The 13784-nt window shown below is 72.8% G+C and carries 18 protein-coding genes; 17 read left to right on the top strand and 1 reads right to left on the bottom strand.

Annotated features, from left to right (window positions below; all coding sequences use genetic code 11):
* The first annotated feature begins 145 nt into the window (after window positions 1-145).
* The 6 genes from CS0771_RS33365 (at window position 146) to CS0771_RS33340 (ending at window position 4298) form a co-directional block, all read left to right on the top strand.
* Complete coding sequence (locus CS0771_RS33365) at window positions 146-586, top strand: FHA domain-containing protein (RefSeq protein WP_203756860.1); 441 nt, start codon at window positions 146-148, stop codon at window positions 584-586.
* A gap of 59 nt (window positions 587-645) precedes the next feature.
* The gene (locus tag CS0771_RS33360; protein WP_212846183.1) at window positions 646-1320 is read left to right on the top strand and encodes a MerR family transcriptional regulator; all 675 of its coding nucleotides are present in this window, start codon (window positions 646-648) and stop codon (window positions 1318-1320) included.
* Between the two features lie 130 nt (window positions 1321-1450).
* Entirely contained in the window at window positions 1451-1915 is a 465-nt protein-coding gene (locus tag CS0771_RS33355; protein ID WP_203756862.1) for a bifunctional nuclease family protein, read from the top strand.
* A 138-nt stretch (window positions 1916-2053) separates the two neighbouring features.
* Window positions 2054-2683: a MerR family transcriptional regulator gene (locus CS0771_RS33350; RefSeq protein ID WP_244871185.1), complete on the top strand. Its 630-nt coding sequence runs from the start codon at window positions 2054-2056 to the stop codon at window positions 2681-2683.
* A gap of 55 nt (window positions 2684-2738) precedes the next feature.
* Window positions 2739-3389, top strand: a complete 651-nt coding sequence (locus CS0771_RS33345) for a phosphatase PAP2 family protein (protein WP_212844705.1) — start codon at window positions 2739-2741, stop codon at window positions 3387-3389.
* 87 nt (window positions 3390-3476) lie between these two features.
* Complete coding sequence (locus tag CS0771_RS33340) at window positions 3477-4298, top strand: SDR family oxidoreductase (protein WP_212844704.1); 822 nt, start codon at window positions 3477-3479, stop codon at window positions 4296-4298.
* Between the two features lie 8 nt (window positions 4299-4306).
* Here the strand turns inward: CS0771_RS33340 and CS0771_RS33335 are convergent, their stop codons facing one another.
* Window positions 4307-5008, bottom strand: a complete 702-nt coding sequence (locus tag CS0771_RS33335) for a vancomycin high temperature exclusion protein (protein WP_244871184.1) — start codon at window positions 5006-5008, stop codon at window positions 4307-4309.
* A gap of 129 nt (window positions 5009-5137) precedes the next feature.
* Between CS0771_RS33335 and CS0771_RS33330 the strand changes: the two genes are divergently transcribed.
* The 11 genes from CS0771_RS33330 to CS0771_RS39790 all read left to right on the top strand — a co-directional run bounded on the left by CS0771_RS33330 (window position 5138) and on the right by CS0771_RS39790 (window position 13750).
* Entirely contained in the window at window positions 5138-5659 is a 522-nt protein-coding gene (locus tag CS0771_RS33330) for a hypothetical protein (RefSeq protein WP_212844703.1), read from the top strand.
* Window positions 5656-5910 (top strand): HypC/HybG/HupF family hydrogenase formation chaperone, encoded by a 255-nt coding sequence (locus CS0771_RS33325; RefSeq protein ID WP_212844702.1) that lies wholly within the window; start codon window positions 5656-5658, stop codon window positions 5908-5910. The genes CS0771_RS33330 and CS0771_RS33325 overlap by 4 nt, the downstream gene beginning before the upstream one ends.
* The gene (locus CS0771_RS33320) at window positions 5907-6737 is read left to right on the top strand and encodes an SIS domain-containing protein (RefSeq protein WP_212844701.1); all 831 of its coding nucleotides are present in this window, start codon (window positions 5907-5909) and stop codon (window positions 6735-6737) included. Before CS0771_RS33325 ends, CS0771_RS33320 begins: the two co-directional genes overlap by 4 nt.
* Window positions 6703-7758, top strand: a complete 1056-nt coding sequence (locus CS0771_RS33315; protein ID WP_244871183.1) for a hydrogenase expression protein HypE — start codon at window positions 6703-6705, stop codon at window positions 7756-7758. The genes CS0771_RS33320 and CS0771_RS33315 overlap by 35 nt, the downstream gene beginning before the upstream one ends.
* A gap of 42 nt (window positions 7759-7800) precedes the next feature.
* Window positions 7801-9576, top strand: a complete 1776-nt coding sequence (locus CS0771_RS33310) for a nickel-dependent hydrogenase large subunit (RefSeq protein ID WP_212844700.1) — start codon at window positions 7801-7803, stop codon at window positions 9574-9576.
* A 61-nt stretch (window positions 9577-9637) separates the two neighbouring features.
* On the top strand, window positions 9638-10195 hold the full coding sequence (locus tag CS0771_RS33305) for a hypothetical protein (protein WP_212844699.1): 558 nt from the start codon (window positions 9638-9640) through the stop codon (window positions 10193-10195).
* Window positions 10192-10842: a DUF5947 family protein gene (locus tag CS0771_RS33300; RefSeq protein ID WP_212844698.1), complete on the top strand. Its 651-nt coding sequence runs from the start codon at window positions 10192-10194 to the stop codon at window positions 10840-10842. Before CS0771_RS33305 ends, CS0771_RS33300 begins: the two co-directional genes overlap by 4 nt.
* Window positions 10835-11506 (top strand): DUF6084 family protein, encoded by a 672-nt coding sequence (locus CS0771_RS33295; RefSeq protein WP_212844697.1) that lies wholly within the window; start codon window positions 10835-10837, stop codon window positions 11504-11506. The genes CS0771_RS33300 and CS0771_RS33295 overlap by 8 nt, the downstream gene beginning before the upstream one ends.
* The gene (locus CS0771_RS33290; RefSeq protein ID WP_212844696.1) at window positions 11488-12957 is read left to right on the top strand and encodes a hypothetical protein; all 1470 of its coding nucleotides are present in this window, start codon (window positions 11488-11490) and stop codon (window positions 12955-12957) included. The genes CS0771_RS33295 and CS0771_RS33290 overlap by 19 nt, the downstream gene beginning before the upstream one ends.
* On the top strand, window positions 12954-13646 hold the full coding sequence (locus tag CS0771_RS33285) for a hydrogenase maturation protease (RefSeq protein WP_212844695.1): 693 nt from the start codon (window positions 12954-12956) through the stop codon (window positions 13644-13646). The genes CS0771_RS33290 and CS0771_RS33285 overlap by 4 nt, the downstream gene beginning before the upstream one ends.
* Window positions 13643-13750, top strand: coding sequence for a hypothetical protein (locus CS0771_RS39790; RefSeq protein ID WP_371821521.1), 108 nt, complete (start codon window positions 13643-13645; stop codon window positions 13748-13750). The genes CS0771_RS33285 and CS0771_RS39790 overlap by 4 nt, the downstream gene beginning before the upstream one ends.
* The last annotated feature ends 34 nt before the right edge of the window (window positions 13751-13784 follow it).

Below are 13784 nucleotides of genomic sequence, written 5' to 3'. Positions count from 1 at the left end.
GGTTGGAGCCAGCGAGTCCGGTTGACCCTACATTTCCGGGGTCGCTAGGCTCGCTGCCTAAGCTCGCCGCTGACGTCGAGTAACGCCCTGCCGGTGTCCACAGCTGTTCCACGCATAGTGGCCGATATGACCGTGAGGTGGTCCGATGACGCGACCAGACGACGAGTTCCCCCAGCTCGACGTCACGTCGACCCTGCATCTCGGCAACCTGGAGGAGGCGCTGGAGGGGCCGGACTCGGACGTCGTCCCTGGTCGGGTCGCCGGCCAGCTGCCGCCGGGCATGGCCCTGCTGGTGGTGCGGCGCGGGCCCAACGCGGGTGCCCGGTTCCTGCTCGATCACGACGTGACGACCAGTGGCCGTCACCCCGACAGTGACATCTTCCTCGACGATGTCACGGTGTCGCGCCGGCACGCCGAGTTCCACCGCGACGGCTCCACCTTCACCGTGCGCGACGTGGGCAGCCTCAACGGCACGTACGTCAACCGGGAGCGGGTCGAGTCGGCGACGCTCAACAACGGCGACGAGGTGCAGGTCGGCAAGTTCCGCCTGCTGTACGTGGCCGGCCCGCGCGCCGAGGAGGCATGACAGCTGCGGTGCCGGCGTCGGCCGGCGGTGGGAGCGGGGCGGCACGGGCACAGGCGCTGATGAGCATCGGCGAAGTGCTCGGGCTGCTGCGTTCTGATTTCCCGGACATCACCATCTCGAAGCTGCGCTTCCTCGAGACGGAGGGTCTGGTGGAGCCGCAGCGGACGTCGTCCGGCTACCGCAAGTACAGCCGCGAGGACGTGGCGCGGCTGAGGTTCATCCTGGCCGCGCAGCGTGACCAGTATCTCCCCTTGCGCGTCATCCGGGAGCAGTTGTCCGAAGGCGCGCACCTGGCGCAGGTGCGGCCCACCCTGGTGGCCGTCGGCGACGATCACCGGCCGGAGCCGGTGGAGGAGCCGGCCGCCGAGCGCCTGCGGCGGCAGGAGCTGTGCCGGCGGGCCGGGATCGGTGAGGCGCTGCTGGCCGACCTGGAGCGGCACGGGCTGGTGACGGCGCGGGCCGGGGAGTGGTTCGACGGCGACGCGCTGGCCGTGGCCGAGGTCGCCGGACAGCTCGCCGAGTACGGGGTCGAGCCCCGGCACCTGCGGGCGTACCGGGTGGCCGCCGACCGGGAGGCCGGGCTCTACGCCCAGCTGGTCGCGCCGCTGATGCGGCAGCAGGACCCGACGGCGCGGGCGCGCGCGGCGGAGACGATGCGGGAGCTGACCGTGCTGTCCCAGCGCCTGCACGCGGCGCTGCTGCGGTCGGGGCTCAACGACGCGCTCGGCGGCTGACGGCGTACGTACGAGCCGAGGGTGCGCGCAGGCGTGTAGCGTGCAGTAGAAGAGGCCGAGAGGCGCGGTGTGGTACGGCAGGCCGTCGGGCGGGCCGACCGGCCGAGGCGGACGCGACGGAGGCGAGACGGTGCGCGAGCTGAGCGTGATCGGGGTTAGGGTCGAGCTGCCCACCAACCAGCCGATCGTCCTGCTCCGTGAGGTGGACGGCGACCGGTACCTGCCGATCTGGATCGGTGCGGTGGAGGCGACGGCGATCGCCTACGAGCAGCAGGGCGTCAAGCCCGCCCGCCCCCTCACCCATGATCTGCTGCGGGATCTCCTGCAGGCGCTGTCGGCGCCGCTCAAGGCGGTGGAGATCGTCGAGCTGAAGGACAGCATCTTCTACGCCGACCTGCTGATCGGCGACTCGGTGCGCGTCTCGGCCCGGCCCAGCGACGCGATCGCGCTGGCGCTGCGGGTGGGCGCCCCGGTGCGCTGCGCCGAGAAGGTCCTCGACGAGGCCGGGATCATCATCCCGGACGAGCAGGAGGACGAGGTCGAGAAGTTCCGCGAGTTCCTGGAGCAGGTGCGCCCGGAGGATTTCGCCTCGTAGCCGGGGCGTGTTAACGACCGGGTCACCGAAAAGTGACGCCCTCGGACTCGTTTGTGGCGTGTCGCAGCGTTGCCTCCCCGCCGCCGAGCGTCATCCGCTATAGGCTGGCCAGGTCGACACTCGGCGGGAGGTAGTCGCATGAACCAGCTCCACGATCCGCAGGCTTCCGACAGCGAATCAGGTCGTCCCGGCGGCGCGAGCGCGCTGCGCGGCACGGTGGCGGAGGACGCGGACCCGGAAGGCGGTTCGCTCGGTTATCGGGGCGTGACGGCCTGCCACGCGGTCGGCATCAGCTACCGGCAGCTGGACTACTGGGCGCGCACCGGCCTGGTCGTGCCGAGCATCCGCGACGCCTCCGGCTCCGGCACCCAGCGGCTCTACTCCTTCCGCGACCTGGTGGTGCTCAAGGTGGTCAAGCGCCTGCTCGACGCCGGGGTCTCGCTGCAGAACATCCGCCGGGCGATCGAGACGCTGCGGGCGTACGACGCCGACGACCTGGCCACCATCACGCTCATCTCCGACGGCACCTCGGTGTACGACTGCCGTTCGCCGGAGGAGGTCGTGGACCTGCTCCAGGGCGGCCAGGGTGTGTTCGGGATAGCGATCGGCGGCGCCTTCAAGGAGATCCAGGGCTCGCTGTCGCATCTGCCCGCCGAGCGCGGCACCGAGGTCGAGGAGGCGACGGTCACCCCGTTCGCGCCGGCCGTGCTGCCGCTGGGCGTCACCGACGAGCTGGCCGCGCGCCGGGCCCGCCGCCGCGCCGGCTGACCGTCCGCCCGACCCCGCGTGATCGGCGTCACGGCCGAGCGGGTATGAACGCAGCATGCTGCTGCACGCCGAGGTGCGCCGTCGCTGGCTCTGGACGGCCGGGGCCGCCGTCGGGGCCTACGCCCTGCTGACCGCCGCCGTCGAGGTGCCCTGGGGGCCGCTGATGGCACGGGACGCGGTCATCAGCGCGGCCGCGCACCAGTTCGCACTGGAGAATCCGGTGTGGCGTCAGGCGATGACCGCGATCACCCGGACCGGTGACACCGTCGTGCTGGTCGCCGTGCTCGTGTTCACGCTCGGCTTCCTGCTGCGCCGCAGGCTGTTCGCGCAGCTCGCCTTCGTGTGCGCGGCGGTGGCGGCCAGCGCCGCGCTGCGGCTGACGGTGCACGCCCTGGTGGCCCGGCCGCGCCCGGAGGACATGCTGTCCAGCGGCGCGGGATGGTCCTATCCGTCCGGACACACCAGCCACTTCGCCACCGCCGCGTTGCTGCTGCTCCTGCTGGCCTGGCCGCTGACCCGGGCGCGCTGGCAGCGGATCGGGCTGGTCGCGGTGGTGGGCGGCTGGGCGCTGCTGGTCGGGGCGAGCCGGGTGGCGCTGGTGGTGCACTGGCCCTCGGACGTGCTCGGCGGCTGGCTGGTCGCGCTGGCCAGCGTGCCGTTCATCGCCGTGACTCACGCTTTGTACTTGAATCACTCCCGTCGGTAACTTTACATTGCCATGCGTGACTGCCTGCTGCGAATCTGATCGCCCGGACGGCCCGATCGGGGACGTCCACGCGGTGAGGGGTGGCTCATGGCACGACGCTGGCTGGTGACGGGATGCTCGACCGGGCTGGGCCGGGCGCTGGTGGAGCGGCTCGCGGGGGCGGGCGAGCGGGTGCTCGCGACCGCCCGCAAACCCGAGACGCTCGCCGACCTGGCGGCCCGTTTCCCGGACAACCTCGTCACCCAGGCCCTGGACGTACGCGACCCCGACGCGTGCGCGGCGGTGGTGGCGGCCGCGGCGGACCGCTTCGGCGGGATCGACGTGCTGGTCAACAACGCCGGCTTCGGGCAGGTGGGCGTGGTGGAGGAGGTCTCCGACGAGGAGCTGGCCGAGCAGTTCGCCACCAACGTCTACGGCCCCTGGCGGCTGACCCGGCTGGTGCTGCCGCTGTGGCGGGCCCAGGGCGGCGGGCACGCGGTGTTCGTGTCGTCGGTCGCGGGGCTGGTGCCGTTCCCCGGGCTGGCGGCGTACACGGCCAGCAAGTTCGCGCTGGAGGGCCTGGCCGAGTCGCTGGCGCAGGACACCGCGCACCTCGGCGTCAAGGTGACCATCGTGCAGCCCGGCGGCTTCAGCACCGAGTACGGCGTCACGGCGCCGCTACCCGCGGCCCGGGTGTCCGCCTACGAGCCGGTGGCCGGGCCGATGCTGCACGGCCTGCGCGGCATGCGCGACAACCCGCAGATCAACCGGCCGGAGCTGTTCGCCGAGGTGGTCCACCGGCTGGCCGACCTGCCCGAGCCGCCCCTGCGCCTGCCCGTCGGCGAAGACGCCCCTCAATTCATCAGCACCGCCCTCACCGCCCGTACCAAGGAATTCGAGGAGGTCACCGCCGCCCGCCTCCACGTGTGACCGGCGGATCAGTCGCGGAGGGCGTCGGCGATGCCGGGTTCGAGGGGGCCGAGGAAGACGGGGTCGCGGTTGGTGACGGTGTCGAGGGCGGCCTTGACGCAGGCGCCCTGCTCGCGGACGACGGCCTTGGTCCAGAAGGACTCGAAGCGGCGTACGGTGTCGTCGCCGACCCCGTACGTCTCGATGCCGGCGTCGCGGCACAGCGCCACGGCGCGGTCGATGTGGTAGCTCTGCGTGATCACGATCAGCTTGCGCACCCCGAACACCCGGATGGCGCGCTGGCAGGAGTCGTATGTGTCGAATCCGGCGTGGTCGGCCACCACCTTGCGGCCGGGCACGCCGCGGTCGACCAGCCAGTCGCGCATGGTGCCCGGCTCGTCGTAGGTCCACTGCCCGTGGTCGCCCGAGACGAGCACCGCCCGCACCTTGCCCGCCTGGTAGAGCTGCCGGGCGAGGTCGAGCCGCGCCTCCAGGAACGCCGACGGCGTGCCGTTGTCGTACACCTGCGCGCCCAGCACCAGCGCCACCGGCGCCTCCGGCACGTCGTCCACGCCGTACACGTGGCCGGAGGCGCTCCAGCGCACCCAGCCGATGCTGCCGGCCAGCCCGAGCACTCCGGCCAGCAGCCCGTAGAACACGACCCGCCGGGCCATCCGCCACCAGCGTCGGCGTGTCCGGACGGGAGCCTCGGGCGGCGGTGAGCCGGTCATACGCCGCATCATCGCGCACGCCCGCCACGCCCGCTGCCCCGAGCGGTGCAGCGTAGGGCGATTCGCGGCTCTTATGGTGATAGGCCCGCTATGGTGAACCAGGACGGAACCTAGCCACGGGGGGCTGGTATGACCGCGTCCGCGGTGCTCACCACGGCGCTCGCGTCACGGCGCGAGCAGGCCGGAGTGGACCCCGCCGCGTCCGCCCCGGACCTGGTGGCCGCCGCCGCCGCGATGGCGGCGCGGTTCCGTGCGGGCGGCGTCCTGCACGCCTTCGGCGACGACGCGGCCGACGCCCACCACATCGCGGTCGAGTTCGTGCATCCCGTGATCGTCGGCAAGCGCGCGCTGCCCGCCGTCGCCCACGACGGCCTGCGCGCCGCGCACCTGCTCCGGCACGCGGCCGGTCCGGCCGACATCGCGCTGGCCGTCGGCGCCCGGCTCGGCGGCCCGGTGCGCGACGCGCTGCGCGCGGCGGGGGAGCGCGGCCTGCTGACCGTCGCGCTGACCGGCCCCGCGCCGGACGGCGTGGCCGTGGACCACCTGCTCGCCGTGCCCGCCGCCGGCCCGCTGGTGGTCCGCGAGCAGCACGTCACGCTGTACCACCTGCTCTGGGAGCTCACCCACGCGGTGCTGGAACGGTCGCCGTGACCTCCCGCCGGGCTATCCCCGACGAGCTGGCGGACTGGGCCGTGGCCCACGCCGGGCAGTCGTGCGTGACCTGCTCGGACACCGCGGTCCCGGCGACCGTGGTGGCGCTGCTGCCCGGCGGCCTGGCGCTGGCCGACGCGGGCGCCGGGATCGAGGAGATCAGCGTCGCGCTCGTCACCGCCCAGCCCGGCGACACCGTGCTGGTGCACGCCGGGGAGGCCATCGCCGTGCTGCCGGAGGTGGCTCCGTGACCGCTGCCGAGCGGGGTGCCCCGGCGCAGCTGGGAGCCCTCTACCCCTTCCTGTACGCCGCCCCGGCGCAGCCCGCCGCGTCCAGCGTGGACGACGGTGCGGAGGCTGCCCAGGCGGGCGGTCCGGGGCGGGCGTCCGGTCCGGACACCGGCGCCCGCCACCCGGATCTGATCGCCGCGCTCACCGCGTCGACCGCGGCCAAGCTGCGCGACGCCGCCGCGCTGCGGGCGCGGGTGCTGACCGAGCAGGCCGCGGCGCTGTCGGCCTGCGCGTCCGATCTCGCCGCCGTGCTGGGCACCGGCGGGCGGCTGTTCACGTTCGGCAACGGCGGCAGCGCGACCGACGCGGTCGCCTGCGCCGAGCTGTTCGCCGCGCCGCCCGGCCGGGCCCGGCCGCTGCCGGCGTACGCGCTCAGCGCCGACGTGGCCGTGCTCAGCGCGCTGGCCAACGACGTCGGCATCGAGGCGGTGTTCGCCCGGCAGGTGGCCGCGCACGCCCGCCCCGGCGACGTGGTGATCGGCTTCTCCACCAGCGGGAACTCGCCCAACCTGCTGGCCGGGTTCGCCCAGGCGCGGGCGCGGGGCGTGGTCACGGTCGGGTTCAGCGGCGGCGCCGGGGGACGGCTGGCCGAGCCGGGCGCCGCCGACCATCTGTTCGTCGTGCGGTCGCCGTCGGTGCACCGCATCCAGGAGGCGCAGACCACCGCCTGCCACGTGCTGTGGGAGCTGACCGTGGCGGGGCTCGGTGGCGGCGCGGACCGCCGCCCGCGGGCGGCGCAGGGGGTGTACGCAGATGACCGCAACGATGTCCCAGCCGGCGGAGGCTGAGGAACAGCCGATCCACATTCTCTGGCTCAACGGCGGGCTCAGCTGTGACGGCGACTCGGTGGCGCTGACCGCCGCCACCCAGCCCAGCATCGAGGAGATCGCGCTGGGCGGCCTGCCCGGCCTGCCGAAGATCGCGGTGCACTGGCCGCTGATCGACTTCGAGTGCGGCCCGATGCAGGGCGCGGACAACTTCATCGACTGGTTCCACAAGGCCGACCGGGGCGAGCTGGAGCCGTTCGTGCTGGTGGTCGAGGGTTCGATCCCGAACGAGTCGATCAAGGCGGAGGGGTACTGGGCCGCGTTCGGGGCCGACCCGCAGACCTTGCAGCCGATCACGACGAGCGAGTGGCTGGACCGGCTCGCGCCCAAGGCCCTGGCCGTGCTCGCGGTCGGCACCTGCGCGACGTACGGCGGCATCCACGCGATGTCGGGCAACCCGACCGGGGCCATGGGCGTGCCCGACTACCTGGGCTGGGACTGGCGCTCGGCGGCGGGCATCCCGATCGTCTGCGTGCCGGGCTGCCCGATCCAGCCGGACAACCTCGCCGAGACCATCACCTACCTGCTCTACCAGGCGGCCGGCCAGGCGCCGATGATCCCGCTCGACGACAAGCTGCGCCCGCAGTGGCTGTTCGGGATGACCGTGCACGAGGGCTGCGACCGGGGCGGCTACTACGAGCAGGGCCAGTTCGCCACGCACTACGGCACGCCGGAGTGCATCGTGAAGATCGGCTGCTGGGGCCCGGTGGTCAAGTGCAACGTGCCCAAGCGCGGCTGGATGAACGGCATCGGCGGCTGCCCCAACGTCGGCGGCATCTGCATCGGCTGCACCATGCCCGGCTTCCCGGACAAGTTCATGCCGTTCATGGACGAGCCGCCCGGCGCCACCGTCTCCTCGGCGGGCAGCGGCATCTACGGCGCGATGATCCGCCGCCTGCGCAACGTGACCGGCAAGACCGTGGACAAGGAGCCCAAGTGGCGCCACCGCGGCACCGAACTGACCACCGGCTACCGGCGCTGACCGGCGACCGCCCATCTCGACGAAAGGCGTTGGGGAAACAGCATGGCGACGCAGACGGCCGCGGAGGGCCTGGTCGAGATGTCGTGGGATCCGATCACCCGGATCGTCGGCAGCCTCGGCATCTACACCAAGATCGACTGGAAGCAGCGGCAGGTCGTCGAGTGCTACAGCACCTCGTCGATCTTCCGCGGCTACAGCATCTTCATGAAGGGCAAGGATCCGCGCGACGCCCACTTCATCACCAGCCGGATCTGCGGCATCTGCGGCGACAACCACGCCACCTGCTCGATCTACAACCAGAACATGGCGTACGGCGTGCAGCCGCCGCACCTGGGTGAGTGGATCGTCAACCTCGGCGAGGCGGCCGAGTACATGTTCGACCACAACATCTTCCAGGAGAACCTGGTCGGGGTCGACTACTGCGAGAAGATGGTCCGGGAGACCAACCCCGGGGTGTGGGAGAAGGCGAAGAACACGCCCGCGCCGCACGCCGAGCAGCACGGCTTCAAGACCATCGCCGAGATCATGAGCTCGCTGAACCCGCTGGAGGGCGCGTTCTACCGGGAGGCGCTGCAGGTCAGCCGGTCCACGCGGGAGATGTTCTGCCTCATGGAGGGCAGGCATGTGCACCCGTCCACGCTGTATCCGGGCGGCGTCGGCACGGTGGCCACGGTGCAGCTCTTCACCGACTACCTGACCCGGCTCATGCGCTACGTCGAGTTCATGAAGCGGGTCGTGCCCATGCACGACGACCTGTTCGACTTCTTCTACGACGCGCTGCCCGGCTACGAGCAGGTCGGGCAGCGGCGCGTGCTGCTGGGCTGCTGGGGCGCGCTCAACGACCCGGAGTACTGCGACTTCTCCTACGAGCGGATGAGCACGTGGGGCAAGAAGATGTTCGTGACGCCCGGCATCATCGTCGACGGCAAGCTGGTCACCAACGACCTGGTGGACATCAACCTGGGCATCCGCATCCTGCTCGGCAGCTCCTACTACGACGACTGGCAGGGCCAGGAGGTCTTCGTCAAGCGGGACCCGCTGGGCAACCCGGTCGACGTACGCCACCCGTGGAACCAGCACACGCTGCCCCGGCCGCAGAAGCGCGACTTCGACGGGGCGTACTCGTGGGTGATGTCGCCGCGCTGGTTCGACGGCAGCGACCACCTGGCGCTGGACACGGGCGGCGGCCCGATCGCCCGGCTGTGGTCCACCGCGCTCAGCGGCCTGGTCGACATCGGCTACGTGAAGGCCACCGGCCACAGCGTCGTGATCAACCTGCCGAAGACGCTGACCAAGCCCGAGGTCACCTTCGAGTGGAAGATCCCGAAGTGGAGCAACGCGCTGGAGCGCAACCGCGCCCGCACCTACTTCCAGGCGTACGCGGCCGCCGTCGCGCTGCACGCGTGTGAGAAGGCGCTGGGCGAGGTGCGCGCCGGGCGGACCCAGACCTGGGAGCCGTTCAAGGTGCCCAAGGATGCGATCAGCTGCGGCTTCACCGAGGCGGTGCGCGGCGTGCTGTCGCACCACATGGTCATCCGCGACGGCAAGATCGCCAACTACCACCCGTACCCGCCGACGCCGTGGAACGGCAGCGTGCGCGACCGCTACGGCACGCCCGGCCCGTACGAGGACGCGGTGCAGAACACGCCCATCTTCGAGGAGAACTCCCAGGAGAACTTCAAGGGCATCGACATCATGCGCGCGGTACGCAGCTTCGACCCGTGCCTGCCCTGCGGCGTGCACATGTACACCGGCAACGGCTCGGTGCTGAAGAAGCTGCACACCCCGCACGCGTTCGCCTCGGGGGCTGCGTCATGAGCGAGCGGAGCGAGCGAATCATGAGGGCACGGATACTCATGACGGCGCCGGAGGCGACGGCATGAGCGAGCAGCACTGGGACCGGGTGCTCGAACTCGACCCGCACTCGGTCGGCGTACGCGTGGAGGGTCTGCTCGTCGAGGTGGAGAAGGCGGGCGGCCCGGCCGCCCGGGACGCCGCCGACGGGGTGGTGCGCGAGCTGCTGCACCTCAACGAGGCCGGGCTGGCCCGGCTGCTGGACGGGCTGGTGACCGTGCCCGGCGTGACCGAGGAGCTGCGCGTGCTCGCCGAGGACGAGCTGGTCGGCGGGCTGCTCGCGCTCTACGGCCTGCACCCGGTGCCGATCGAGGAGCGGGTGCTGGTCGCGCTGGACCGGGCCCGCCGCCGGCTGGGCCGCGAGTTCACCCTGATCGACGTGGACGCGGCGGGCACCGCCCGGATCGCGCTGGCGCCCGGCTGCGGCGGGGGCGCGGAAGCGGTCAGCGAGACGGTGTGCTCGCTGGTCCAGCAGGCCGCGCCCGAGATCGTGGAAGTGGTCGTGGAGGAGGCGGCGCCCGAGCCGCCGCTGCTGCAGATCGGCCTGCCCTCGGTGAGCGCGCCGACCGGCGTGCACGCATGAGCCTGCGGCGTTACCTGACCGCGCCGCCCGCCGAGCCCGCGCGGGCGGCGCCGGAGCGCTGCGAGCTGTGCGCCGTGCCGATCCCGGCCGAGCATGATCACCTGGTTGACGTGACCGGCCGCTCGCTGCCCTGCGCCTGCCAGGCCTGCTACCTGCTGTTCGTGCCGGGTCCGGACATGGCGCCGGGGCGGAGGTTCGCGGCGGTGCCGCGGGAGTACGTCGCGCTGCCCGGTTTTCCACTGTCCGCAACGGACTGGGCGGCGCTGGACGTGCCGGTGCGGCTGGTGTTCGTGTTCGTCAACAGCGTGCTCGGGCACCCGGTGGCGCTCTATCCGAGCCCGGCCGGGGCCGCCGAGTCGCAGCTGCCGCCGCAGGTGTGGGCGCAGCTGCTGGCGCGGCATCCCTACACGGCGGCGCTGCCGGCCGACGTGATGGCGCTGCTGGTGCAAGCCGGGCCGGACGGGCCGTCGTGTCACGCGGTGCCGATCGACGCCTGCTACCGCCTGGTCGGGCTGGTGCGCACGCACTGGCGCGGCTTCGACGGCGGCGAGCAGGCGCATGCCGCGATCGACGGCTTCCTCGCCGAGGTGCGCTCGCGCGCCGTGCCCGCGCCCGAGCCGCTGGCGGCTGGGGTGACCGGTGGCTGAGCTGACCTTCTCCTGTTCGGACGTGCAGCCCGAGCGCTGGTCCGCGGCGCCGACGCTGCGCTTCCGGCTCGGCATCAGCGCGCCCGAGGGCGTACGCGTGCATGCGCTGATCCTCAGCGTCCAGCTGCGCATCGACCCCCGGGCCAGGCGGTACGCCCCGGCCGAGGCGGCGGGCCTGCACGGCGTGTTCGGGACGCCCGAGCGCTGGGCGACCAGCATGCAGGCGCTGCACTTCGCCACCGTCGCCGCGGCCGTGCCCGGCTTCACCGGCCGCACCGAGTACGACCTGATGGTGCCCTGCACCTACGACCTCGAACCGGGCCTGGGCAAGTACCTGCACGCGCTGGCCGAGGGCACGGTGCCGGTGACGCTGCTGTTCAGCGGCACCATGTTCACCGCGCCCGGCCCCGGCGACCCGGACGGGGTGCGGGTGGGGCGGGTGCCCTGGGACCGCGAGGCGAGGTACGCCCTGCCGGTGGCGGTGTGGCGCGAGCTGATGGATCTGTACTTTCCCGGCGCCGCCTGGCTGCGGCTGCGCCGCGACACCGTCGACGCGCTGCTGCGCCACCAGGCCCGCCACGCCGTGCCCACCGCCGACGAGGCGCTGACCGCCCTGCTCTCCCGCTCGTCCGAGGAGGACGCCCTGTGCCCGACACCGCGGTGACCGACCCCTTCGAGCAGGCCCGCGCGGTCGCCGACGCGGTCCTCTACGAGGGTTACCTGCTCTACCCGTACCGCGCCTCGGCGGCGAAGAACCGGATGCGCTGGCAGTTCGGGGTGCTCGTGCCGCCCGCGTACGCCGACGACGCGCTCGGCGAGCACAGCTGGAGCCGTACCGAGCTGCTGCTGGAGCCGCAGCTGGGCGCCCGCCTGCACTGGCGGCTGCGCTTCCTGCAGGCCCAGTCCCGCACCGTCGAGCGGCACACCGGCGACGGCTGGCGCGAGGTCCCCGAGGCCGTCGTCGACGGCGTGCCCCACCATCCCTTCGACGAGGCCGTCGAGCAGTCCGCCGACCTGCTCCTCGCCCCGGCCGACCTGGTCGGCGCCCCCGAACACGCCGAGTTCTTCGACATCCCCGGCGGCGAGGAGCACGAACACCTCTCCGCCACCGTCCGCCTGCGCCGCGTCCGCCACCGGCTGCGCGGCGAACTGCGCCTGCACGCCGACCTCCTCCCCGGCCCCTACGGCCTGCTCCGCCTCACCGCCACCGCCACCAACCACACCGACGCAAGGAAGGGCACCTTCGTCGGCTCGCGTCAGCGAGACGAGCAGCAACTCGGCTCGGATTCCGTAGTAGAAGGTGCCCTTCCTGACGCCGGGGGCGGGTTCGCGATGGACGGGTCGCTGGAGCGGCCGGAGGCGTTGCGGCACTCGCTGATCGCGGCGCACAGCGTGTTCGCGGTGACGGACGGCGCGTTCCTGTCGCTGCTCGATCCGCCGGAGTGGGCCATGCCCGCCGTGCGCGAGTGCCATCAGGTGCGCAGCTGGCCGGTGCTGCTCGGGCCCGAGGGCAGCCGGGACGTGGTGCTGTCCGCGCCGGTGATCCTGTACGACCACCCGGCCGTCGCGCCGGAGAGCCCCGGGGACATGTTCGACTCGACGGAGATCGACGAGCTGCTGGTGCTGCGTACCCTCACCCTGACCGACGAGGAGAAGGCGCAGGTGCGGGCGACCGACCCGCGGGGGAGCGCACTGCTGGGCCGGGCGGAGAACCTGCCACCGGAGGTCTTCGAGCGGCTGCACGGCGCGATCCGCGGCCTGCGCCCGGCGACCCCCGCCACCGCGCAGGCTGATCTCTTCGATACCGGCCGGCCGTGGTGGGACCCGGGTGCCGACCGGTCGGTGGACCCGGAGCGGGACACGGTCGTCATCGGCGGTGTCGCGGTCGGGCGGGGGAGCCGGGTGCGGCTGCGTCCGGGCACCGGGCGGCGCAGCGACGCGCAGGACATGTTCCTGGCCGACCGGATCGCGACCGTGCGGGCCGTGCTGCTGGACGTGGACGGCGCGACCCACCTCGCGGTGACCCTCGACGACGATCCCGGCGTCGACCTGCAGATCCTGCAGGGCCGCTTCCGCTACTTCGCACCCGAGGAGGTCACGGTGGTGTCCGCATGAGCACGGGTGGGGTGCTGCCGCGCAAGGTGCTGTTCGCCGGGCTGGGCAACGTGTTCCTGGGCGACGACGGCTTCGGGGTGGCGGTCGCGCAGCGGCTGGCCGCCGAGCCGTGTCCGGCCTGGGCGCGGCTGGCCGACTACGGCATCCGCGGCGTGCACCTGGCGTACGACCTGATGGCCGGCTACGACGCGACGGTCCTGATCGACGTGGACCAGCGCGGGGACGCGCCGGGCACGGTACGGCTGCTGGAGATCAGCTTGGCCGACCGGGCGGAGCGGCGCGCCGACGACGGGCCGGTGCTGGTGGACCCGCACGGCATGCAGCCGCAGCGGGTGCTGGACCTGCTGGACAGCTGCGGCAGCGCGCCCGGCCGGGTGCTGCTGGTCGGCTGTGAGCCCGCCGAGCTGAGCGAGCGGATGGGCCTGAGCCCGCCGGTCGAGGCGGCGGTGGAGGTGGCCGCGGAGCTGGTGCGGCAACTGTGGGCGGCGGGCCGGGCCGCGGTGTCCGGCACCGCGCCGCTGCCTGCGGGGCTGCTGGCGGACGAACCCGCGCCCTCGGTCGCGGAGGACCTGGTGGCTTCGCTCGCCGACGAGCCGGTGGTCCCGCTCGCGGACGGTCCGGCGGCCTCGCTCGCCGTGGCGGCCGCGTCGCTGCTGGACGACGATCAGGCGAGGGAGGTGAGGGTATGACGCTCAAGCGGGTGGTGACCGGGCTGGTCGCGGCCGGTGTCGTCGCGGTGCTGGTGCGCACGTTCCCGGACATGAAGCGCTACTTCAGGATCCGCAACATGTGAGGCGTGGGCACCGCGAAGGCCGAGGCCGCCTGCC

This window comes from Catellatospora sp. IY07-71 (assembly GCF_018326265.1).
GTDB lineage: Bacteria > Actinomycetota > Actinomycetes > Mycobacteriales > Micromonosporaceae > Catellatospora.
Note: the sequence above shows the minus strand (reverse complement) of the source record. Positions and strands in the feature narration are given on the sequence as shown.

Excerpts from the sequence above, each read along its gene's own strand:
- CS0771_RS33360 (WP_212846183.1), top strand. The coding sequence starts at position 646 with ATGAGCATCGGCGAAGTGCTCGGGCTGCTGCGTTCTGATTTCCCGGAC.
- CS0771_RS33335 (WP_244871184.1), bottom strand. The coding sequence starts at position 5,008 with ATGACCGGCTCACCGCCGCCCGAGGCTCCCGTCCGGACACGCCGACGC.
- CS0771_RS33330 (WP_212844703.1), top strand. The coding sequence starts at position 5,138 with ATGACCGCGTCCGCGGTGCTCACCACGGCGCTCGCGTCACGGCGCGAG.
- CS0771_RS33315 (WP_244871183.1), top strand. The coding sequence starts at position 6,703 with ATGACCGCAACGATGTCCCAGCCGGCGGAGGCTGAGGAACAGCCGATC.
- CS0771_RS33285 (WP_212844695.1), top strand. The coding sequence starts at position 12,954 with ATGAGCACGGGTGGGGTGCTGCCGCGCAAGGTGCTGTTCGCCGGGCTG.
- CS0771_RS33340 (WP_212844704.1), top strand. The coding sequence starts at position 3,477 with ATGGCACGACGCTGGCTGGTGACGGGATGCTCGACCGGGCTGGGCCGG.
- CS0771_RS33365 (WP_203756860.1), top strand. The coding sequence starts at position 146 with ATGACGCGACCAGACGACGAGTTCCCCCAGCTCGACGTCACGTCGACC.
- CS0771_RS33345 (WP_212844705.1), top strand. The coding sequence starts at position 2,739 with ATGCTGCTGCACGCCGAGGTGCGCCGTCGCTGGCTCTGGACGGCCGGG.
- CS0771_RS33300 (WP_212844698.1), top strand. The coding sequence starts at position 10,192 with ATGAGCCTGCGGCGTTACCTGACCGCGCCGCCCGCCGAGCCCGCGCGG.
- CS0771_RS33350 (WP_244871185.1), top strand. The coding sequence starts at position 2,054 with ATGAACCAGCTCCACGATCCGCAGGCTTCCGACAGCGAATCAGGTCGT.
- CS0771_RS33305 (WP_212844699.1), top strand. The coding sequence starts at position 9,638 with ATGAGCGAGCAGCACTGGGACCGGGTGCTCGAACTCGACCCGCACTCG.
- CS0771_RS39790 (WP_371821521.1), top strand. The coding sequence starts at position 13,643 with ATGACGCTCAAGCGGGTGGTGACCGGGCTGGTCGCGGCCGGTGTCGTC.
- CS0771_RS33310 (WP_212844700.1), top strand. The coding sequence starts at position 7,801 with ATGGCGACGCAGACGGCCGCGGAGGGCCTGGTCGAGATGTCGTGGGAT.